Below are 22,452 nucleotides of genomic sequence, written 5' to 3'. Positions count from 1 at the left end.
CGTGATTCGAACACGACTCCGTGTACACGGTGGCACGTTCGACCAGAAGGTACCTATTCGTATGCCCTGAGCCCTCGTTGGCGTGCTCTTGCCCCGAAACCCCGTACGTCCCTTGATCGGTCGGACAGTATGGGCGGCCAAACGCCCTACTGCGATGCGAGGGACACCGCATGAGACTGACCGACATATCGCTGGACTGGCTGCTTCCGGGCGGCGTGATGGTCGCCGGAGTCCTGACGGCGGTGGCGGTGCTCGCGCGCGGGAAGCGCGCCGGTGACCAGGCCGCGGCCGAGGACTCCTGGGAACGCAGCGAGGAGCGGCGCAGACGCAAGGAAGCCGTCTACGGCTTCGCCTCGTACGGGCTGCTGTTCTGCTGCGCCGCCGTCGCGGCGGCGCTCTCCTTCCACGGGCTCGTCGGCTTCGGCCGGCAGAACCTCAACCTGACGGGCGGCTGGGAGTACCTGGTCCCCTTCGGCCTCGACGGCGCCGCCATGTTCTGCTCGGTGCTCGCCGTCCGCGAGGCCAGCCACGGCGACGCGGCCCTCGGCTCGCGCCTCCTGGTCTGGCTCTTCGCGGGCGCGGCCGCCTGGTTCAACTGGGTGCACGCGCCGCGCGGCCTGGGCCACGACGGGGCCCCGCAGTTCTTCGCGGGGATGTCCCTGTCGGCGGCGGTCCTCTTCGACCGGGCGCTGAAGCAGACCCGCCGGGCGGCGCTGCGCGAGCAGGGCCTGGTGCCCCGTCCGCTGCCGCAGATCCGGATCGTGCGGTGGATAAGGGCCCCCCGGGAGACCTTCGCCGCCTGGTCGCTGATGCTCCTGGAAGGCGTACGGACCCTGGACGAGGCCGTGGACGAGGTCCGGGAGGACCGGCGCGAGAAGGAGCAGAACAGGATCCGCCGGCGCGAGCAGGCCAAGCTCGACCGGGCGCAGATCAAGGCGCTCAACCGTCAGCACCGGGCCTTCGGCCGGGGTGGCGGGCGCCAGGTGGAGGTGGCGGCGCTGACCGCCGCCTCCGGGACCGGCGGGGGCCAGGCCCCCGGGTCCGGGCCGGGTTCCGCGACGGCGTCGGTGACGGCGGCCGTCGCGGAACCCGCCATAGCGGACCCGGGACAACTGCCCCTTCGGCCCCGGCCCTCCCTGCAAGCCGTCAGGGAAAGTGAGAAGCGGGAGTCGCGGACGGTGGACCTCACCGCCGAGGACGACACCCAGGCCCTGCCCCGACTCGACTCCCTGGAGGCGAAGATCTCCGAGATGGAGCGCCTGCTCGGCTGACGGGCCCGCTCCACCCCACGGCAGGACCGTGGCACACCCCGACGGCGGGGCCGCCCCTCAGGCGGCCCCGCCGTTCAGTTCGAACCAGACGACCTTCCCCGTGGCGCGCTCCTCGATCCCCCAGGAGTCGGCGAGCTCCCGCACCAGGAAGAGGCCCCGGCCGCTCGTACCGTCGTCGGCGGGCGGTACGGGCGGGGCGGTGAGACCGGGCTCGAAGTCGCGGACCTCGACCCGGAGCTGGCCGGGATCGACGGTCGCGGTGACGACCGCGCCGTGGGCGGTGTGGACCAGCGCGTTGGTGACCAGTTCGCTGGTGAGCAGCTCGGCGACGGCCCCGGTGTCCGGTCCGCCCCAGCTGCCGAGGAGTTCGCGTAACGCGTGGCGCACCTCCGGCACCGCCGTCAGGTCCGCCCCTCCCACCTTTCTGAGCAGTTGAGTCGGCTGTCGTGCCTTCCCGGCCATAGCCCCCACCCACGATCGCGTCGAACAGGCTCACGGGAGAGCCTGCCCCGCGAGCCGGTCCGCATGCGCCGGGTTCCGTGCCCTCAGGGGCGCGGCACGTTGCGCAGGTTGGATCGCGCCATCTGGAGCATCCGGCCCACTCCCCCGTCGAGGACGATCTTGCTGGCGGAGAGGGCGAAGCCGGTCACCATCTCGGCGCTGATCTTCGGGGGGATGGACAGGGCGTTGGGGTCGGTGACGACGTCGACGAGGGCGGGACCCTTGTGCTTGAAGGCGTCCTTGAGCGCCCCGGCGAGGTGCTTGGGCTTCTCGACGCGGACGCCGTAGGCGCCGGCGGCCCGGGCGACGGCGGCGAAGTCGGGGTTCTTGTAGCCCGTGCCGTACGAGGGGAGCCCGGCGACCAGCATCTCCAGCTCGACCATGCCGAGCGAGGAGTTGTCGAACAGGACGACCTTCACCGGGAGTTCGTACTGCACGAGGGTGAGGAAGTCGCCCATGAGCATGGAGAAGCCGCCGTCGCCGGAGAGCGCGACGACCTGCCGTCCCCGGTCGGTGAACTGGGCGCCGATCGCCTGCGGGAGGGCGTTGGCCATGGAGCCGTGGCTGAAGGAACCGATGATCCGGCGGCGCCCGTTGGGGGTGAGGTACCGGGCCGCCCACACGTTGCACATCCCGGTGTCGACCGTGAAGACCGCGTCGTCGTCGGCGAGTTCGTCGAGGACGGAGGCCACGTACTCGGGGTGGATCGGGGTGTGCTTCTCGACCTTGCGCGTGTACGCCTTGACCACGCCCTCCAGGGCGTCGGCGTGCTTCTTCAGCATCCTGTCGAGGAAGCGGCGGTCGGTCCGCTGCCTGATCCGGGGCGTGACGCAGCGCAGGGTCTCGCGGACGTCGCCCCAGACGGCGAGGTCGAGCCGGGAGCGACGGCCGAGGTGTTCGGGGCGGACGTCGACCTGCACGATCCGGACGTCGTCGGGGAGGAAGGCGTTGTACGGGAAGTCGGTGCCGAGCAGGATCAGCAGGTCGCACTCGTGGGTGGCCTCGTAGGCGGCGCCGTAGCCGAGCAGGCCGCTCATGCCGACGTCGAAGGGGTTGTCGTACTGGATCCACTCCTTGCCCCGCAGGGCGTGGCCGACGGGGGCCTTGAGCCGCTCGGCGAACTGCATGACCTCGGGATGGGCGCCGGCGGTGCCGCTGCCGCAGAACAGCGTCACCCGTTCGGCCGCGTCGATCATCCGGACCAGGGCGTCGATCTCGGAGTCGCCGGGGCGGACGGTGGGGCGGGAGGTGACGAGGGCGGAGCCGGTGGTCTTCTCGGGGGCGGGCTGGTCGGCGATGTCCCCGGGGAGCGCGACCACCGACACGCCGCCGCGGCCGACGGCGTGCTGCACGGCGGTGTGCAGCAGCCGGGGCATCTGCTTCGGGTTGGAGATGAGTTCGCTGTAGTGGCTGCACTCGCGGAACAGCTGGTCGGGGTGGGTCTCCTGGAAGTAGCCGAGCCCGATCTCGCTGGAGGGGATGTGGGAGGCGAGGGCGAGGACGGGGGCCATCGAGCGGTGGGCGTCGTACAGGCCGTTGATGAGGTGGAGGTTGCCCGGGCCGCAGGAGCCGGCGCAGGCGGCGAGGCGGCCGGTGATCTGGGCCTCGGCGCCCGCGGCGAAGGCGGCGGTCTCCTCGTGGCGCACCTGGATCCAGTCGACGGCGGGGTTGCGCCGGATGGCGTCGACGACCGGATTCAGGCTGTCGCCGACCACTCCGTAGAGGCGCTGCACGCCGGCGCGGACGAGGATGTCGACGAATTGCTCCGCCACGTTCTGTTTGGCCATGGGTCCATCAACACACGGCCCGGCGTCTCACGCCTCCCAGACGGCGGCCCCCGTACGGTCATCGGCGTACCCCGTCACCCTCAGCTGGGTGTCGGCGAGGAAGGCGGCGAGGCCGGGCGGTTCGGCGCCGGCCCAGCGGGCCGCCAGCTCGTGGGCGAGGGCGGGCTCGCCGCGCATCGGCTCGGCGAGGCCGGGCGAGGCGAGGAGGAGGGTGTCGCCGGGCCGGGCCACCGAGGCGCGGAAGCGGAACGGTTCGGCGGGCGGCGGCACGGGCTCCTCGACGAGCGGGCCGGGGGCGGTGGTGATGCCGAGGTCCATGGTGAGCCGGTCGCCCTCCTCGGTCGCCTCGGGCGTCCCGTGCGGCGGCGTCGACCCGAAGCTCACGACCGGCGCGCCGACCACGGCGGCCGGGTCGGGGAGGAGCGGCTCGATGTCCTGCCAGGCGCCGTCGCGGAGCCGGAAGAGTCCGCCGCCGCCGATGCCGAAGAAGACCCGGGTGCGGCAGTCGGGGTCGGCGGGGATGAGCAGACAGCGCAGGGTGGCGGTGTACGCCTCGGGGGCCAGGCCCCGCTCGGCGGCGCGGGCCCGCAGCCGGCCGTAGGTGCGGTCGGTGAGCCGCTGGAGCCCGGACTTGAGGTCGCCGCGGCGGCCCGAGCGGATGTCCTCGGAGAGCCGGGCGTGGCTGCGGCCGACGGCCTCGCCGATCCAGCGGCAGGCGTCGGCGGCGGCGAGGTGCGCCTCGTCGGCGGCGCGGGAGCCGGCGGCGACGGCGACGAGGACGAGGGCGGTCTCGTCGTGGCCGAAGCGGGCGGTGAGGAGCGCGTCCCGGCGGGGTTCGCCGCGGTAGCGGGCGGAGTCGCCGCGGACGGAGGCGGCGCGGAGGGTGGCGGTGCCGTAGCGGGCGCCGTCGAGGACGGTGTCGGCGACCAGGTCGGCGAGTTCGCCGGGGCGCGCGGCGGGCAGGGCGGTGGGTTCGGCCTCGTACGTCGGCGGCCGGCTGCCCAGGAAGCCGGTGCGGGGCCGGGGCACGGGCGGGGGCAGGGGCACCTGGACGGTCGGCTCGTGGCCGGCGGCGGGCAGCTCGACCAGGACGGTGGCGTCTGCGTCGGACCCGGGTCCGGGATCGGGATCGGGCTCACGTACGGGTTCGGGCTCGGGTTCCACGGCGACCGGCGGCGCCGCCGGGAAGGTCCTGGGCCCCGTGACCGGCGCCTCCCAGGGCGCGGGCCCGAGCACGGACGGCGCGGGCGGCACAAGCGGCGCGGGCGGCGCGGGCGGCGCGGGCGGCGAAGCGGTCCGGGGCCCCCGGGTGTCCTGCGTGGCCTGGGTGGCGGACGTGAAGTGGGCGTCCAGCGAGTCGGGCGAGGGCGTCGGCGTGAGTTCCTCCGCCGCGTCCTCGTAGAGCGCGTCCCACCAGTTGTCCCCCTGCTGAGTCATGCCCTTATTGTCCACCGCGGGCGGCCCGGGAAAACGGGACACGAGGAAAACCGTTGCTGCGAATGGGTGGTCCGCCGGACGACCCCACCCCCCACGGGAAGGACGTCCGGCGGACCGGCGTGGTCAGCGCACGTCGTAAGCGCGGACCACGGTCTGGGTGACGGAGTTGCCGTGGGCGTCCGTCAGCTCGGCCCTCAGGGTGACCTGCCTGCCCGTCGCGCCCGCGTGGTCCACGGTCGCGGTCCAGGTGCCGTCCTGCTGGGAGACCGGTGCTTCGGTCCAGGTCGTACCGCCGTCATAGGAGTACGAGAGCCTGGCCGAGGTGAGAGCGGCCGGCTGGTAGCCGGCGTGCCCGGTCGCGGTGAGGCCGATCTGCTGGCCGTCGGTCGCCGCGAGGGTCTTGAGTCCGTCCTCCGGCAGGTCGTACCGGGGGAAGAGTATCGGGATGCCCTGAGAATAGACCGTCCCGTCGAGCTGGGAGGTGAATTTCCAGATCGACCGCACGGACGTGGAGCGGGCCCAGTTCCGGTTGCCGATCTTCGTGGTGTTCTGTTCCAGCTCGTACGCGCCCCGCTCGGCGGGCACCTCGAAGACGCCGAACGGCCAGGCGTTGCGTCCGATCTCGACGCCGTCGCGGCTCAGCCGCAGGTTGCCGATGTCGCCGAAGGAGCCGGGCTCCGCGTGGTGGGTGCCGTCGCCCCACATCGCGGCGGCGAAGCCGATGAGGTTGCCCTGGCGCTCGGAGACGAGGACCGGGGCGCCGGTGGCGTCGCGCGGGGCGGTGGGGGCGAGGACGCCGTCGTACCACTTCTCGGTGCGCCGCTCGCCGGCGGTGTACGCGTGCCGGTCGCCGGACATCAGCTCGCCGAAGGGGAAGCTGCTGCCGACGTACTGGTGCCAGGTGGTGTCGCCGGGCGTGTAGTACTCGGTGCGGCCGCCGGGGGCGGGGACGGTCTCCAGGCCGGCGAAGGAGACGGCGAGGCCGTTGGGGCGGTGCGCGGCGGGGAAGTTCATGAAGTCCGCGGCGACACCGGACGAGCCGTAGGCGGCGTCCGAGCGTCCCAGGCGGGCGTCACGGGGACGGTAGACCCGGTCGTCGTCGACCTCGCCGGTCTCCGGGTAGGCGAGGCTGTAGACGTACCCGGGCCTGGCCTGGGCCTTCCACTCCAGGGTGACCTCGCCGGCGGCGAGCCTGCCGAGGAGCGCGGTGGCCTCGGCGGCCGGGACCGCGAGGACCGGCAGGCCGTTGCCGGTGAAGCCGCCGGTCGGGTACCAGCGGGCGCCCGACGCGCGGTGGACGACGACGCCGATCGCGCCGGCCGCCTTGGCGTCGCGGGCCAGGGCGACGACGTTGGTGGTGGTGTCGGGGAGCCTCACCAGGGCGAGCCGGCCCTGGACGCCGGCGGCCTTCAGCTCGTCCGGGGTGCCGCCGCCGGCGTCGACGAGCCGGGCGGAGCCGGTGCCGTCGAGGTTGTCGGAGCCGGTGGAGCCGGTGACCGGGTGGAGCTCCAGGCCGTCGCCGGTGCGCAGGGAGGTGATCTGCGGGGCGGCGGCCCGCCAGTAGCTGCCGGACTCGAAGGAGCCGTCGCGGGCCTCGCCCTCGACGGAGGCGTAGTAGGCGCGGATGGTGCGCGGTCCGGCGGCGGTGCCGGCGTGGGTCCAGGTGTCGTCCCAGGAGCGGGCGAAGGCCAGGGTGGCGCCGCGGACCTCGGACGGCCGCTCGGTGCGGACCGAGAGCCGCCCGGCCTCGCGGGCGTCGAGGACGACGGTGGTGTCCTTCCGCAGCTCCAGCTGCGGGCGGCCGAGGTAGGTGAGGGAGTCGGTGAGCGTGGCGCCCTCGCCCGCGTCGGGGGTGGTGACGTAGGAGGAGAGGAAGTAGCCGCCGGGGCGCAGGCGGTAGACCTGGTCGGCGGAGCCCTCGTTGAAGCGGCGCTCGCCGGTGGCGGTGTCGGTGCCGATGACGTCGAGCGAGGACGCGCCGTCGGCGGGCTTGCCGAGGCGGTCCACCAGCTTGACGCGGAGGGTGACCGTCTCGGGCTCGACGTACAGCGCGAACGGGGTGGAGACGTGGACGCCGCCGCGGCCGGTGGCGACGACCCTGCCGGTGACGTCGCCGTACTGCGCGCGCTCCAGACGGGCGGTGGGGTCGATGGCCAGGGGGACCTGGACGGTCGCTCCGGCGGGGACGGTGACGGTGCGCCTGCCGAGGCGGGCGACGGTGGACCGGACGGCCGAGCCGTCGTTGCCGGTGACCTTCTCGACGGCGAGGTCGAGCGTGACCGGGGCGTCGGAGGTGTTGGTGTAGGGGACGGAGACCGTGGTGCGGTCGCTTCCGTCCTGCGGCCAGTGGTAGGTGCCGGCCTGGACGGCGGGGGCGGAGAGGACGGTCTGGTCGATCGCGGCCTTCACGTCGAGGCGGCCGCCTCCGGTCTCGCGGACGTCTCCGGGGATGTCCGTCTCGGCGGAGGCCACCAGGGCGGCCTTCACCTGCTGGGCGGTCCAGTCGGGGTGACGCTGCTTCAGGATGGCGGCGGCGCCCGCGACGTGCGGGGTGGCCATCGACGTACCGGACATCGCCTGGTACGCGTAGACGCCGCGGCCGCCGGCCGCGGCGGCGGAGATGCCGACGCCGGGGGCGGCGATCTCCGGCTTGAGGGCGTGGGCCTCGTTGGCCACGGGGCTGCGGCTGGAGAACCAGGCGGTGGAGTCGTCGCGGTCGGTGGCGCCGACGGTGAGGACGCCGGGCGCGCAGCCGGGCGAGGAGACGGAGTTGAGGGAGGGGCCGGAGTTGCCCGCCGCGACGACGAACAAGGTGCCCTCGTTCCGGGCGAGTTGCTCGGCGGCGGCGCTCATCGGGTCGTCGCAGTCGGTCTCGGAGGGGTTGCCGAGGCTCATGGAGACGACATCGGCGCCCTGGGCGACGGCCCACTCCATGCCGGCGATGATCCACGACGTGGCGCCGGATCCGGCGTCGTTGAGGACCTTGCCGTTGAGGAGCGCGGCGCCGGGGGCGACGCCCTTCTTCCTGCCGCCGCTCGCGGCGCCGGAGCCGCCGACGGTGGAGAGGGTGTGGGTGCCGTGGCCCTGCCGGTCGTCGGCGGTGTCGGAGTCGGTGAAGTTCTCCGAGGCGGTGATCCGGCCCTTGAGGTCGGGGTGGTCGGCGTCGGCGCCGGTGTCGAGGACGGCGACCTTGGTGCCGGTGCCGTCGTAGCCGGCGGCCCACGCCTCGGGGGCGTGCACCTGCCGGGTGGAGCGCTCCAGGGTGGCCTCGACCTTGCGGTCGAGCCAGAGCTTCTCGATGGCCGCGGCGGAGGAGCGGGCGGCGGGCGCGGAGACCTCGGACCAGAAGGTGGCGGCCTGCTTCTTCTCGGCCCGGAGGGCGACGCCGCCGATGGTCCTGAGGACCTGGCCGTTGCGGGCGCCGCGCGGGGCGGCCGGGGCGGTGCGGGCGCCGGCGCCGGAGCCGTAGACGGCGATCAGCGGCAGGGTGGTGGTGGAGGCGTCGTCGTAGCCCTGGCGGACCAGGCCGGTGACGTTGAAGAGCTCCTCGTCGACCCGGTCGGCGGCGAGCGCGTCGGTGGCGTCCTCGGGGTAGACGTAGAGGTCCTGGCCGGAGCGGCGGGTCTGGACCAGCGGCACGGTGCCGTCCTCGCGGGGCAGCACGGTGGCGGCGGGGTCGCCCCGCTCGTCGCGGCTGACCAGGACGCGGTCGCCGGTGACCAGGGTCACCGTGGCGGGCCTCTCGCTTCGCTCTCCGGCGCGGGCCTGGGCCTCGCTGCCGACCGGCGCGCGGTCGGCGGGGCCTGCGGCCGGTGGCTGGGCCGCGACGGACGGCAGGGCCGCGGTGACGGCCAGGACGGCGGCGGTCGCCGCCCCCAGGGCCGTACGCGAAATCGGGCGCATCGCTCTCCCCATCAGAATCCGGACAACAGGCGCAAGTCACCTGAATCCGGAGGCGGTTGGTGCTGCGGTGGCGCCACATTGGCAGAGGTGAGGGCGGTACAGGGATGATGGGCGCGGCGGGAATACGCCGTGGCCGATTCCCGCCAGGTCACCAACGGAACGAATGCCTCCGGAGAACATGCGCGGAACGTCGCGCGCACTCCCCCGGAGACACGGCGAGGGGCGGGAACCGATGCTGGGTGCGATAGGACTGGACGAGCGGCAGGAGTCCGCGTACCGCGCGCTGATCGCGCTCGGCGCGGCGGAGGTCACCGACCTGGCGCACCGGCTCTCGCTGCCCGAACCGGACACCGAGCGGGCGCTGCGCCGCCTGGAGGCGCAGGGCCTCGCCGCCCAGTCCTCCGCCCGCACCGGCCGCTGGGTGGCGGCCCCGCCCGCGGTCGCCCTCGGCGCGCTCCTCACCCAGCAGCGGCACGAACTGGAGCAGGCGGAGCTGGCGGCGGCGCTGCTGTCGGAGGAGTACCGGTCGGAGGCGGCCGAGCCCGCCGTGCACGACCTGGTGGAGGTGGTGACCGGCGCGAGCGCGGTGGCGCACCGCTTCTTCCAGCTCCAGCTCGGCGCCACCGAGGAGGTCTGCGCGCTGGTCACCGGCAAGCCGATCGCCGTCTCCGGCCTGGAGAACGACGCGGAGGAACTGGCCGCGGGGCGGGGCGTCCGCTACCGGGTGGTCATCGAGCGCGAGGTGCTCACCCTCCCCTCCGGGCTGCTCGAACTGTCGGCGGCGCTCGGCCGCGAGGAGCGGATCCGGGTGGTCGACCGGGTCCCGACCAAACTGGTCGTCGCCGACCGCACCCTCGCGATGGTCCCGCTCACCGGCCGCGGCGCCGAGCCGGCCGCGCTCGTGGTGCACGCCAGCGGCCTCCTGGAGTCCCTGATGGGCCTCTTCGAGTCGGTGTGGCGGGAGGCGCTGCCGCTGCGGCTCGGCGTCGGCGCCCAGATCACCGAGGACCAGGCCCCCGGCCCGGACACCACCGACCTGGAGATCCTCTCCCTCCTGCTCGCCGGCATGACCGACGCGAGCGTCGCCAAACAGCTCGACCTGGGTCTGCGCACCGTCCAGCGCCGGGTCAAGGGCCTGATGGAGCTGGCCGCGGTGACGACCCGCCTGCAGCTGGGCTGGCACGCGTACGAGAAGGGGTGGGTCGCGAGGGTCTGAGGGGGCGGACGGGGCGCGGGCCGGGGGGCGGACAGGGCGCGGGCGGGGGGCCGGACAGGCGCCGGGCGGGCCCGGCGTGGGGCCCGGCGTGGGGCCCGGCGTGGGGCCCGGCGTGGGGCCCGGCGTGGGGCCCGGCGTGGGGTCCCACCCCATTCGGCGCGGACCCCACCCCCACTTTCGGCGCGGCCCCACCCCTTCGGCCCCCGCGACCTGCGGGAATCCGGCGGGTGGGGGAGGCTGGCCCCGTGGGTGTGTGGCAGCTCCTGATGGTCGCGGCGGTCATGCTCCTCGGCCTGTTCGGGGTGCTGGCCCCCGGTGTGCCGGGCAGTTGGCTGGTGTGGGCCGCCGTGCTCTGGTGGTCGCTGCACGAGCAGACCGGCCTCGCCTGGATCCTGCTGGTCTCCTCGACCGCCCTGCTGCTCCTCACCCAGGTGGTGGTCTGGCAGCTGCCGCCGCGCCGCTTCCGGGGCGCGGGCCTGACCCGCAGGACGATCGGTTACGCGGGCGCCGGCGCGCTCCTCGGCTTCGTGCTGGTCCCGGTGCTCGGCGCGGTCCCCGGTTTCGTCGGCGGGATCTACCTCTCCGAGCGGCGCCGGCTCGGCGGCCACGGCCAGGCCCGCGCCGCCACCCGCGCCGTGATGCGCGCGGGCGGCACCAGCATCCTCGTCGAGCTCTTCTCGTGCCTGCTGATCACGGGCGCGTGGGCGGGCGCGGTCATCCTCGGCTGACCGGCGAGAACTCCAGATGGCGCCGCGCGTACGACCGCCAGGGCGCCCACTCCCCCGCCTCGGCGGCCTCCGGCCCGTCCGCCACGTCCGGGTCGCCGAGGGAGCGGATCCGGATCAGGGCGGCGGCGCGGGCGTCGACGCCGGGTACGGCTGCGAGGGCGCGGGCGGACTCGTCGCGGTCGGCGCCGGGGTCGAGCCGGAGGCCGCCGTCGACGAGGGCCCGGGCGAGCGGCCCGGCGACGGGGTGGCCGGTGAGGGCCGCGGCGGCGGGGAAGAGCGCCCGGAGGGTCCCGTCCGGGCTGTCCAGCGGCGTACCGAGCTCCGTCAGGACGCGCGCGGACTCCTCCGGGCCGAGGACCGTCCGCAGGGCGTACTCCTCCGGGTCGGCGGCGCCGGGCGAACGGAGTCCCGGCCGGGCGGCGACCGCGGCGGCGAGCCGCGGGTCCGCGCCGAGGCGCTCGGCGACCGCGTACGGGTCGGCGTCGAGGTCGAGGAGGCGGCGCAGCCGGTGCACGGCGGTGGTGAGGTCCCGCAGCTCGGCGAGGTGCAGCCGGGCCTCCAGCCAGCGGCCGGGCGCCGCTTCCGCCACGGCGACGACCCCGGGGCCGTACGGCAGCCGCAGGGTGCGGCGGTAGGTGCGGGCGCCGCGCTCCCCGGTGACCTCCTCGACGCCCGGCAGCGCCTCGGCCGCCAGCAGGTCGAAGACCTCGGCGGCGGCGTACGGCCCCCGGTAGGCGAGCCGCAGCGGGACGCCGGTCGCGGAGGCGGCGTGGGGCCCGGCGGCGCCGGCGGTCTCGGCGCGGAGCGCGGTCGGGGTGCGGGCGTACACGGCCCGGATGGTGTCGTTGAACTGGCGGACCGAGGCGAAACCGGCGGCGAAGGCGATCTCGGTGACCGGCAGCGAGGTGGTCTGGAGCAGGACGCGCGCGGTGTGGGCCCGCTGGGCGCGGGCGAGCGCCACCGGTCCGGCGCCCAGCTCGGCGGTGAGCTGGCGCTGGACCTGGCGGGTGCTGTACCCGAGCCGGACGGCGAGACCGGGGACGCCCTCGCGGTCCACGACCCCGTCGCCGATCATCCGGACGGCCCGTCCGACGACGTCGGCGCGGACGTCCCACTCGGCGGAGCCGGGCACCGCGTCGGGCCGGCAGCGGCGGCAGGCGCGGAAGCCGTGGCCCTGGGCGGCGGCGGCCGTCGGGAAGAAGGCCACGTTGCGCCGCTTGGGGGTGACGGCGGGGCAGCTGGGCCGGCAGTAGATGCCGGTGGTGCGGACGGCGAAGAAGAACTCCCCGTCGAACCGCGCGTCCCTGCTGCTCACCGCCTGGTAGAGGGTGTCGCCCTCGTCGTCCGTCATGGCTCCAGTGTGCGACGGCGCACCGCCGCACACCCGCGGCTTTCGGACATGACGTCCGGCCGGTCTACCGGAGCCGTCCCTCGCGCTTGAAGGCCATGGCGGCCCGCCCCTCGGCGCCCTTGCGCTTCCAGTCCTTGCGGATCTCGTTGCGCAGCCGGGCGTCGGTCTTGGCGACGAGCCGCTGGTTCTCCCGGAGCAGCTTGCGGTAGCTCTCCAGACGGCGCACGGAGAGCGTGCCCTCGTCGACGGCCGCGGCCACCGCGCACCCGGGCTCGGACTCGTGGGAGCAGTCCTGGAAGCGGCAGTCGGCGGCCAGCTCCTCGATCTCCGCGAAGGTCTGCCCGACGCCGGCCTCGGCGTCCCAGAGCCCGACCCCGCGCAGCCCCGGGGTGTCGATGAGCACGCCACCCCCCGGCAGCACGAACAGGTTCCGGGTGGTCGTGGTGTGCCGCCCCTTGCCGTCCACGTCACGGGCCGCCTGGACGGTCATGACGTCCTCGCCGACGAGGGCGTTGGCGAGGGTGGACTTCCCGGCGCCGGAGACGCCGAGCAGGACGGTGGTGCCGCCGGCGACGACGGCCGAGAGCACGTCGACCCCCTCGCCGCTGGCGGAGCTGAGCGGCAGCACCTCGACGCCGGGGGCGACGCCCTGGACGTCCTCGACGAGATGCGCGAGCACGACCGGGTCGGGCACCAGGTCGGCCTTGGACAGCACGACGGTGGGCAGGGCGCCGGACTCCCACGCGAGGGCGAGGAAGCGCTCGATCCTGCCGAGGTCCAGCTCGACGGCGAGCGAGACGGTGATGACGGCGTGGTCGACGTTGGCCGCGAGGATCTGCCCCTCGGACCGCTTGGACGACGTCGACCGCGCGAACGCGGTACGCCGCGGCAGGCAGGCCCGTACGTACCGGGGATCGGCGGCACCCTCGGGATCGACGGCGGCCCAGTCCCCGGTGCAGACGACCCGCAGCGGATCGTGCGGCGTCACGAACGCCGTGTCGGCGCGCACGACCCCGTCGGCCGTGGCCACGTCGCACTGCCCCCGGTCGACCCGGACGACCCGCCCCGGGACGAGCCCCTGAGCGGCGTACGGCGCGAAGGCCTCGGCCCAGCCGGAGTCCCAGCCGTGGGCGTCGAGGACGGAGGAAGAAGAGGAGAGAGAAACGGAGGAAAGCGGGAAAGACAAGGGGAACCCTTCGGAGGGTGGCCCCGGCGGCGCGCTCCGAGCGCGCGGATCGAGTGGGTGTCAGCCGGAGACCACAGGGGTGGGAACGATGAACTCCTGAATGCGGGCAGAGCCCGTCACCGTGACAGTCATCAATGTCCTCACCTCCTGCTTCTTCGTCGGCTTCAGGGCAGCGGAAACGACCGCCGCCCGAGTACGGGCCTCACCTTAGGGCGGCACCGAACGCGGCCGCCACCCTTTTATTTCCGAGCGGATACGACGCCCCCTCTCACGCTCCTCCGCGCCCCCTCGCGCCCCTTTGATCGTGACGCGCCCCCTTGTCGCCACCATCTGATATGACTGACAGTCACCTGGGTGGTTCCAACAGCTTGTTGAGCGCAGGCTGGTTGGAGGGGAGCAAGGGGGCTGTCCGATGCATTCCATCTCGACTCTGAGGCAGTGGCTGCTGGAACGCCCGCGGCTCGTGCTGCAACTGTTCCGGCACATCGACCGCGCGCACGGCAGCCACTTCCTGCACTACCAGAGCGGCCCCGCGGCCGCCGCGCTGCGCAAGACGAGCGGGGCACGGCTCTGGGTCAGCCGGGCGCCCGAGGAGCTCCTCTGGATGGTCAGCGGCTGCGGGCTGAGCGTCGGCTGCGCGCGACTGGACGAACTCGGCCACGGTGACCGGCTCCGCGACCCCGACGCCGGCGAGCTGACCGAGATGCTCCGGCAACTGCCGACGGACCTGGGCCAGCTCATGCTGTACGGACTCACGCTGCGCCCGGACCTCCCGGCCCATCGCCTGGTGCACAGCCACCGCGACGACCTGGTGAAGGCGACGGGGAAGGACGGGCCTCCGGTGTCGAACGAGATCTGGGACCGCGCCTCCTGCCTCATCAAGACGATGGGCGACCCCGGTGCCGCCGGCCCGCTGCCGGAGCCCGGGACGCCCATGGACGGCGGAGCCGCGGCGGCCGTGGTGCGACCGACCCCCGACGCCCTCTCGGAGCGGACGGCCGCTCTCCGCTCCGACGCCGGGGAACTGGCCGACCGCGTGGACGCGTTCGCCGTCGCGCTGCGCGACGGTCGGCTCCTGGCGGACGACGGTCTCCTGCGCGCGACGCTCACCTGGGCGCGCGAGCGCGAGCGGCTGGCCGGCGCCCTCGCCGAAGCCGGGGCGGGGACCTGGGACGCGGCACGGAGCTGGAGCGACGCCGAGGAGCTGATCGACCGGCTGCGCGCCGACGAGGAGGCGCGCCGCCTGGTCGAGCAGGAGATCGCGAAGGTGGCGATGGCCCGCCAGGAAGCGGAGACGCTGCTCGACACGATCACCAGTCCGCTGCTCCGTACGAACATGGAAGAGCACATAGCGCAGTTGGACTCCCAGCTCGCCCGGCTGCGGGGCGAGGACGAGCCCGCGGCAGCGGCCACGGGGACCGCGGAGACGGACGGCGCGCCGGAGGACCTCGGGGACGGCGTCCCGCCCGGCGGGGAGGCCTCCCCGCCGGGCGGTCCCTCGGAGCCCGAGGAGGAAGGTTCCTCGGAGCCCGAGGAGGACGGTCCCTCGGAGCCCGAGGAGGAAGCGGCCGGCCCTGAGGAGGCAGCCGCCCCCACGACCCACCGGAACGCCGTACCGGAACCGGCCGCCGCCCCGGCACCCGAGCCGGAACCGGAGCCCGCGCCGGAGCCGGAGCCCGCGCCCGCACCCGCACCCGCACCCGCACCCGCACCGGCCCCCGCACCGGAGCCGGTACCCGCCCCCGAACCGTCGGCTCCTCCGCAGGCCCCGGCCGCCGCCGAGGCTCCGGCCGCCCCGGTCACGGACGTCGCCGACGCCCCCGGCACCGTGCCGGCCCCGGTCGACGTGTGGGCCGACGGTCGGGGCCGGGTCGAGGAGCTGGTGGCGCGGGGCAGGCTGGCGGAGGCGTACTGGCTCACCCGGGCCGCGGGCGCGCCCGCGCACCGCACGCTCGCCCTGGAGTTCGCCGACGCGGCGTTCCACGTCTCGGCCGCCGCCGCGTCCGACCTTCAGGCGAAGGCGGAGGAGCGGCTGGAGGCGCTGGGCAAGCGACGGCCCTGGGACGACGACCCGGAGGCCCAGCTGGTCCTGGTCGCCGCGGCCGTGCGCAGCAGCATCTCGGCCCGCTGGGCGAGCACCGTCCTCGCCGAGCACGCCCCGTTCCCGGGGCTGCCCGCGCCGTGGGCGGGTCTCCTCGACGGACTCGTACAGGCGATCCGCATGGGTGCGGAGATCGAGCCCGGCGGCCTGCGGCCGGCCTCCGTCGACACCCCCGCCGACCGGTACGAGAGGCTCGCCGACCAGGCGCGGCAGCTCGCCGTCGACCTGCCGAAGCGCAAGATCCGCTACCAGCGGGCCACCGTGGTGCTGCAGACGCTCACGGCGGCGGACGGCGTCCTCGGACGGTCGCTCCAGGCCATCGAGAGCTGGGCGGCGAGCGAGGGCCGGACGGGCCGGCAGGAGCTGACCGACCTCCTGGAGACGCACTTCAAGCGGCTCGACGCCGTGGACCGGCTCATCGACGAGACCGACCGCGCCAAGCGCAGCCCCCGGCAGTCCAAGGACGACATCTACGCGGGCGCCCGCAACCAGCTGCGCACGCACGTCAAGACCGTGCAGGACCTGCTGAAGGACGCGGTTCGGGTGGCCGAGGCGCCGCGTGCCTCCGGCAAGGAGATCAGCCGGGAGCTCAGGGCCGCGGTCGAAGCCGCCCGGTCCGCGCCGCCCGCACCGGGCGTGGGCGGCGCGCTGCTGGCGCTGCTGCTGCGGTGGCTCGACCTGACGCACGCGCCCGAGGTCCGGGACGTGTGGTTCCCGCCGCCCGCCGACGAGCTGCTGCTGGTGCAGGGGCTCCCCTGGCTCACCGAGGACGGCCGGGACCTGCCGGATCTGTCGCACCCGGAGGCCCTCGACGCCCTCTCGGCGGCGCTCGGCTCCGCCGATCCGGTCAAGGCCCTCGCCTGGCACCGTGAGCAGGGCGATCTGCACCTGGCCGGGCGGCTCCTGGAGCGGATCACCGAGGGCGGGATCGACGGGGTCGACCTGACGCCCTCCCGGCTCGCCGAGATCCGGCAGGCGTCCGCCGAGGCCACCGACATGTGGCGGTCCCGCTGCGCGGGCGCGCACCGCAGGGCCCAGCTGGGACTGGCCCGGGTCCGTGCGCACAACCTGCTGACCCACGAGGACGAGCGGGAGTTCGCCGGCCTGCTGCTCGACCTGGAGGGCGACGGCCACGGAGGCCGCTACCGGGAGCGGCTCCGCGCGATCACGGAGGTCGGTGAGCGCCTGGACGCGCTGGAGGAGCGGAAGGCGGACGAGCTGCGCGGACAGCTCGACCAGTTCCCGATGTCCGCGCCCGACGCGGCCCGGGTCCGCGGGCTGCTGGACCGCGGGGAGACGGTGGCGGCCGAGGAGCTCCTCTCCTTCGTCCGCCGGGGCCAGGCCCTGCCGGAACCGACCGAGCCGGCCGGCGAGGTCCTCTCCCGCTTCCTGGCGGGGGTGACCGACCCCCAGGCGCCCAAGTCGGACGTGGACGGCGGCAGCGCCCAGTGGTGGGCGCTGCACTACGCCGACGGCGACCCCCTGGTGTCGAACGCGAGGACGGGCCTCGACGCCTGGGACAGGCTGGCCCAGGCGCGGGACGCGCAGAAGATCGGCCGGGAGGTCGTCAGCGTGCTCCGGCTGCTCGGCCTGTCCGCGGCGCCCCAGCCCGCCGTGGAGACGGCGTCCTGGGGGGTGACGCGGCTCAGCGTGCGGGCGGACATCACGGAGAGCACGCCCGGATACGTGGCCGCGCTCGGCTCCCAGTCCCGGCGCTCCTACAAGGTGGTCGTCATCACCGACCAGCTCCGCGGCGAGGGGCCGCTGCGGCACCTGCCGGCGTCGGCGATCGGCGCCAACATCATCCTCTACACCCAGCCGTTGGGCGTGGAGGGCCGCCGCCGGCTCGCCATGGAGTCGCGGGGCCGCACCCAGCAGGCGCTGGTCGTCGACCCGGCCGTGGTCGGCTGGGTGGCCGCGCGGGCACCGCGTTCCTTCCGCGCCACGCAGCGGGTCACCCTGCCCTGGACCGGCTACACCCCGTACACCCCGCACGTCGCGGGCCTCGTGCCGCCCGAGGTCTTCAAGGGGCGGACGGACGAGATGCGTTCGGTGATCGACCCGCAGGGTCCGATCTTCCTGTTCGGCGGGCGCCAGCTCGGCAAGTCGTCCCTGCTGCGGCAGGCGGCGGAGGTCTTCCAGAAGGGTGATCCGGAGAACCGCGTCGCGGTCTACCTGGACCTGATGAAGGCCGACATCGGGCACGCCGAGCCGCCGGAGGGGATCTGGCGGATGCTGCTCGCCGAGCTGAAGCGGCTGCGCGTGCTCAGCGGGACCATCGCCGACCGGGCGCCGGCCGACGTGATCGCGGACGCGATCCGGAAGTGGATCACGGCGTCGCCGGAGCGGCGCATCCTGCTGCTCGCCGACGAGGCCGACGCCTTCCTGACCGCGGACGCGCAGGCGGTCTACACGGGCGGCGGCCAGTCCACCTTCCCGACGGTGAAGCGGCTCCAGCGGCTCATGGAGGACACCGGGCGCGACTTCAAGATCGTGCTCGCGGGCCTGCACCAGGTGCAGCGTTTCAACCGGCTGATCAACGTGGTCACCGCGCACGGCGGCCGGGACGTGCCGGTCGGGCCGCTGGACCCGAGGGACGCGGTCGAGCTCGTGGAGAAGCCGATGGCCGCGGTGGGGCTCGTCTTCGAGACCCGCGATCTGGTCTGGCACATCCTCGGTCTGACCAACTACCAGGCCAACCTGCTCCAGATCTTCTGCGACCACCTGGTCTCCTACATGCAGCAGCGCCCCCTGCCCGCCTCGGGCAGCCACACGCCGATCACCTGGGAGGACGTGCAGCAGGTGGCGGGCACGGAGGAGGTCCGCGGGCTCATCGCCGAGCGGCTGCGCTACACGATCAACCTGGAGGACCGCTACCGCGTCCTCGCCCTGCTCATCGCCGTGCGCAGCCGGGAGGAGGGGCACGGGCACGGCTACCGGCCCGCCGAACTCCTCGAACACGCCCGTGAGCGCTGGGACGAGGGCTTCCGGCAGGTCACCGAGCGCCAGCTGATCATCTACCTCGACGAGATGGTCAACCTCGGCCTGCTGATCAAGCTGGACGGCGAGCGGGTCTACGCGATGCGCAGCCCCAACGTGGTCAACATGCTCGGCACCAAGGACGAGCTGGAGAACGAGCTCCGCGACACCCAGTTCGACCAGCCGTACGACTACGACCCGAAGGTCGCCCGGCGCTCCCTGGGCTCGGACCGGCGCACCCGGGTGCAGCGGATGAGTCCGCTGACGGACGGCCAGCTGAGCGAGATCCTCGACCACGCGACCCGCACCACCCTGGTGCCGTGCACCCCCGCGCTCGGCGCGGACCTGGTGGCACGCGGCCTCGAACTGCACGTGGACGGCCACGGCCTGACCATCGTGCCGGTCGGGCCCGGCGGCGACCTCACGGAGGTCATCACGGCGAACTCCCGCCGCAACGTCGGCTCCCGCCTCCTCCTCGTCGACCTCCGGGGCGAGGACTCCGGCCGGCTGGAGAAGGCCCTCGAACGCCTCCTTGAGTACACGGAGAGCGCCCGCCCCGAGGGGGCTTCCTCGGCGCCGCCCCGCCGCTATGCCGTGGTCCTGTGCGATCCGGACGCCGCGGCGGGGGTGGAGGGAGCCATGGGGGTGGTCCGCCCCGAGCGGTGGAACCTCAACAGCCTGCGCGCCTGGCCGGAGTCCCCCTTCACCTCCCCGGACGACCGGAGGAACCTGATCCGCGTGACGGGCGGCTGGCCCGTGCTCGTGGAGCTGGCCATGGCCAAGGTGCGGCAGGGCAAGCGGCAGCAGGACGTGCTGAAGGAGCTCCTGGCGGAGATGGCCAGCCCGCAGAAGGCGGAGGGCCACCTGAAGCTGGCCGGTCTGGACGACTCCGACGTCGCCCGGCTGACCACCTGGGCGCAGTTCTACGAGGAGGAGCACCACGACGCCGGCAAGGCGGTCGCGGGCCCCGGCGACCTCCAGGCGGCCTTCGTCGCCGCCGGGCTCTTCGACGAGAGCGAGTCCGAGCGTGCCCTGGAGACCGCGGAGCGGTTCCTCGCCCGTCTCGACCGCATCGGCGTCCTCGACATCGTCGAGGACGGCGGCAGCACGCTCGACCCGGTCACCTTCCGGGCCCTGAAGGCGATCGGCGACGGACGATGACGGACCTCGCCCGGGACGGCGGAGGGGCTGCGGCACGGGCTGCCGTCCCTTCCGTCCCGGGGGTCGCCCCCCGCGACCTGGCACGTCTGCCCGGACCGCGCAGGCACCTCGACCGGGTCGAGCGGGACCTGCGGGCGGGCCTCGACTGCGTCTGGTACTTCCCGGACACCGTGGTGGAGTCCGGGCGGGCGGAGTTCTTCCTGCGCGAGCTGCTGAGGCGGTTCGACGGAGCCGTACCGGTGCCGGGCTCGGTCGCGCCGTCGGAGGGCGGGACGGAGGCCCCGGCCGCCGGCGTGGTCGCCCTGCCGGCCCAGCGCGCCTCCGGCGGGGCACCGGACCCGGCTCCGGGCCACGTCCTCTTCGACCCGTGGCACGAGGAGGACGACGGCTTCGACGCCGATGACCCGTACGGCGCCCTCCTCGGGTCCTGGGCGACGCCCTCGGCCGGCCCCGGGAGCGGCTCGCCCGCCACGGCGGAGCCGCCCGGTGCGGCCCCACCGGTGTCGCTCGTCGACCGCCTCGCCAAGGAACTGGGGGCGGCGGGCGACCCCCTGGACGAACTGCTCAGGAGGGCCCGCCGGGGTCACCGGGAGTCCGAGGACGGCGACCCGGACCAGGGCGTCGGCGGCGACGCGCCCGGTTCCCCGCCGACCGTGGTGGTGCGCGGCTGGGAGGAGCACTCGGCGGAGGAGATGGGGCAGCTGCTGCGCACGGCCCACGCCACCTTCCGGGAGGCGGGTCTGTCCGCGGGGCGGCGTCCCCGCTTCCTCTTCGCCGCGCGGATCGACGACCTCCCCACCCGGGCCCTCGGCAGGGGGCCGAGCCCCCACCAGGTCACGCTGCACTGGTGGTGGCGGGTGTGGACGCGCCTGGACAGCGAGGTGCTGCTCGCCTGGCGGCCACGTCCGCCGGCCACGGCCGCGCAGGCGCTGTACGACCGGGTGACGGACTCCGTCGTCGCGGAGGTCTGCGGGCCGGACGTCGACCGCGCGCTCGTCCTGCGCGAGGTGTGGAAGGGCGGGGACGTGGAGTCCCTCCGCCACGCGCTGACCGCCGCGTTGCCCGGCGGGGACGGCCGCGGGAGCCGGAGCTGGCCCCGGCGCATGTCGACCGCGCACGCCTCCCGCCCGTCGGCGGAGATCCTCGACGACTGGGCGTCGGGGGTCGTCGACAGTTGGGACGGGCACGTCCGTCCGGTGGTCGCCCACCGGCTGCTCGACCCCGCCTCCCCCGAGCTGCGGGTCCTCGTGTGCCACGCCCAGAACCGGGTCCTCCTCCCGCTCATCGAGGAGGCCCGGACGGCCTTGACGGAACTCGTCCCCGGCCTGCTCCGGAACGGCATCGGGCTGGACGTGTTCCGGGAGCGGGCCAGATCCGAACACCGGGTGCGCAACGGGCTCCCCGCCGCTCCGCTGGCCGAGCTGGAGATCGGCGACCTGGCGCGGGCGGCCGGGTACCTGGTCCTGCCCTCGGACCAGCGGGACCGCCTGCGGAGGCTCAGCCAGACCAGGAACCACCTCTCCCACCTCCAGCCGCTGGGCCAGGAGCAGCTCGTCGCCGTCACGGAGGCCCTGACCACCGACTGGGGCGCCGACGGCGCGAGGTGACGGCGGGGCGAGGTGACGGCGGGGCGACGGGGTGTCCGGCCCGGCACCGTCCCCCGGTGTCCGATCCGTACAAGACGCGGGCCCCGGGGCGGGCCCAGGATCGGGGGTATGAAGACACCTCGACTCGACCTCATCGGTCTGGTGGTGGCCGACATGGCCGCCTCGCTCGCCTTCTACCGGCGGCTCGGATTCGACTTTCCCGAGGGGGCGGAGAAGGCGCCCCATGTGGAGGCGGTGCTGCCGGGCGGGCTCCGGATGGCGTGGGACACGGAGGAGTCCGTGCGGTCCTTCGACCCGTCGTTCCGGCGGGGCGAGGGCAGCCGGGGGGAGCTGGCGTTCCGGTGTGACACGGCGGAGGAGGTGGACGCGGCCTACGCGGAGCTGACGGCGGCCGGGTACGCGGGGCACCTGGCGCCGTGGGACGCCGTGTGGGGGCAGCGGTACGCCGTGGTGACCGATCCGGACGGCTACGGGATCTCGCTGTTCGCCGACGTCCCGGCCGGCTCCGGGGCTCCCGGCGGCGCCTGACCGGCCGCCCGGCGCGCGTAGGCCCCGGGGGTGGTGTCCGCCAGGGCGCGGGTCTCGCGGGTGAGGTGGGCCTGGTCGGTGTAGCCGGCGCGGGCGGCGGTCTCGGCGGGCGGCAGGCCCGCGCCGAGCAGGGCCAGGGCGCGCTGGAGGCGCAGGACGCGGGCCAGGGTCCGGGGGCCGTAGCCGTAGGCGTCCAGGGCGAGTCGGTGCAGGCGGCGGGGCCCGAGGCCGAGGGCGTCGGCGGTCTCTCCGACCGGGCGGCCCGCGCGGAGGCGGGCGGTGACCGCGCGCAGCAGCGGGTCGGGCGGTCCGGTGCGGGCGGCGCGGCGGAGCGCGTACGCCTCCAGGGCCGCGGCGGGGTCGGGGGCCTCGTCGATCCGTTCGGCGAGGCGGCGGGCGGTGGCGCCGCCCCACAGGTCGGCGAGGTCCACGCGTCGGTCGCGGAGTTCGCGGGCGGGGACGCCCAGGAGGCGGGGGGCGTCACCGGGGGCGAAGCGGAGGCCTTCGTACCGGGCGACGGGCTCCGTCGGGCGGTACGCGCGGGTGTCGGGGCCCGCGACGAGGAGACGGCCGTCGGCCCGGATGAGGTCCATGCAGCCGTCGGGGACGACGAGGGCGCCGGAGACGACCGGGGCGAGCGCCGTCCGGGTCCACAGGACGGCGCCGGCGAGCCGGGCGGGGCGTTCCTCGTACACC

General features: G+C 74.9%; 13 protein-coding genes. 6 read left to right on the top strand and 7 right to left on the bottom strand.

Features of this window, described 5'->3' with window-relative positions; genetic code table 11:
* The first annotated feature begins 170 nt into the window (after positions 1-170).
* The gene (locus AB0E19_RS30820) at positions 171-1,271 is read left to right on the top strand and encodes a DUF2637 domain-containing protein (protein ID WP_360604740.1); all 1,101 of its coding nucleotides are present in this window, start codon (positions 171-173) and stop codon (positions 1,269-1,271) included.
* 57 nt (positions 1,272-1,328) lie between these two features.
* On the opposite strand, the gene AB0E19_RS30815 is transcribed toward AB0E19_RS30820, so the two are convergent.
* The 4 genes from AB0E19_RS30815 to AB0E19_RS30800 form a co-directional block, all read right to left on the bottom strand.
* The gene (locus tag AB0E19_RS30815) at positions 1,329-1,733 is read right to left on the bottom strand and encodes an ATP-binding protein (RefSeq protein ID WP_362185614.1); all 405 of its coding nucleotides are present in this window, start codon (positions 1,731-1,733) and stop codon (positions 1,329-1,331) included.
* Between the two features lie 83 nt (positions 1,734-1,816).
* On the bottom strand, positions 1,817-3,559 hold the full coding sequence (locus AB0E19_RS30810) for a pyruvate dehydrogenase (protein ID WP_362185611.1): 1,743 nt from the start codon (positions 3,557-3,559) through the stop codon (positions 1,817-1,819).
* A 27-nt stretch (positions 3,560-3,586) separates the two neighbouring features.
* Positions 3,587-4,996: a protein phosphatase 2C domain-containing protein gene (locus tag AB0E19_RS30805; protein WP_362185608.1), complete on the bottom strand. Its 1,410-nt coding sequence runs from the start codon at positions 4,994-4,996 to the stop codon at positions 3,587-3,589.
* Between the two features lie 123 nt (positions 4,997-5,119).
* Positions 5,120-8,899, bottom strand: coding sequence for a S8 family serine peptidase (locus AB0E19_RS30800; protein ID WP_362185605.1), 3,780 nt, complete (start codon positions 8,897-8,899; stop codon positions 5,120-5,122).
* Positions 8,900-9,131: 232 nt separating this feature from the next.
* Here AB0E19_RS30800 and AB0E19_RS30795 point away from each other — a divergent pair, with 232 nt between their 5' ends.
* Positions 9,132-10,115, top strand: coding sequence for a helix-turn-helix domain-containing protein (locus AB0E19_RS30795; RefSeq protein WP_362185602.1), 984 nt, complete (start codon positions 9,132-9,134; stop codon positions 10,113-10,115).
* A gap of 251 nt (positions 10,116-10,366) precedes the next feature.
* Positions 10,367-10,843 (top strand): DUF456 domain-containing protein, encoded by a 477-nt coding sequence (locus tag AB0E19_RS30790; RefSeq protein ID WP_362185690.1) that lies wholly within the window; start codon positions 10,367-10,369, stop codon positions 10,841-10,843.
* Here AB0E19_RS30790 and AB0E19_RS30785 read toward each other — a convergent pair.
* Both AB0E19_RS30785 and rsgA read right to left on the bottom strand, forming a co-directional pair.
* Complete coding sequence (locus AB0E19_RS30785) at positions 10,830-12,194, bottom strand: AlkA N-terminal domain-containing protein (RefSeq protein ID WP_362185599.1); 1,365 nt, start codon at positions 12,192-12,194, stop codon at positions 10,830-10,832. The two genes, AB0E19_RS30790 and AB0E19_RS30785, sit on opposite strands and share 14 nt — an antisense overlap.
* 64 nt (positions 12,195-12,258) lie before the next feature.
* On the bottom strand, positions 12,259-13,380 hold the full coding sequence (rsgA, locus tag AB0E19_RS30780; RefSeq protein WP_362185596.1) for a ribosome small subunit-dependent GTPase A: 1,122 nt from the start codon (positions 13,378-13,380) through the stop codon (positions 12,259-12,261).
* Between the two features lie 412 nt (positions 13,381-13,792).
* Between rsgA and AB0E19_RS30775 the strand changes: the two genes are divergently transcribed.
* From AB0E19_RS30775 to AB0E19_RS30765, 3 genes are all read left to right on the top strand, one after another.
* Positions 13,793-19,621, top strand: coding sequence for a hypothetical protein (locus AB0E19_RS30775; RefSeq protein WP_362185593.1), 5,829 nt, complete (start codon positions 13,793-13,795; stop codon positions 19,619-19,621).
* Positions 19,618-21,228 carry a hypothetical protein gene (locus tag AB0E19_RS30770; protein WP_362185590.1) on the top strand — a complete coding sequence of 537 codons (1,611 nt, stop codon included), beginning with the start codon at positions 19,618-19,620 and terminating at the stop codon, positions 21,226-21,228. The genes AB0E19_RS30775 and AB0E19_RS30770 overlap by 4 nt, the downstream gene beginning before the upstream one ends.
* 108 nt (positions 21,229-21,336) lie before the next feature.
* Positions 21,337-21,756 (top strand): VOC family protein, encoded by a 420-nt coding sequence (locus AB0E19_RS30765; protein ID WP_362185586.1) that lies wholly within the window; start codon positions 21,337-21,339, stop codon positions 21,754-21,756.
* Here AB0E19_RS30765 and AB0E19_RS30760 read toward each other — a convergent pair.
* Positions 21,696-22,451, bottom strand: a complete 756-nt coding sequence (locus AB0E19_RS30760; protein ID WP_362185583.1) for a helix-turn-helix domain-containing protein — start codon at positions 22,449-22,451, stop codon at positions 21,696-21,698. The genes AB0E19_RS30765 and AB0E19_RS30760 overlap by 61 nt on opposite strands.
* Between the last annotated feature and the right edge of the window lies 1 nt (position 22,452).

Source organism: Streptomyces sp. NPDC047974 (assembly GCF_040653375.1).
Lineage (GTDB): Bacteria > Actinomycetota > Actinomycetes > Streptomycetales > Streptomycetaceae > Streptomyces.
The sequence above is the reverse complement of the archived record's forward strand: the minus strand, read 5'-3'. Positions and strand labels throughout refer to the sequence as shown.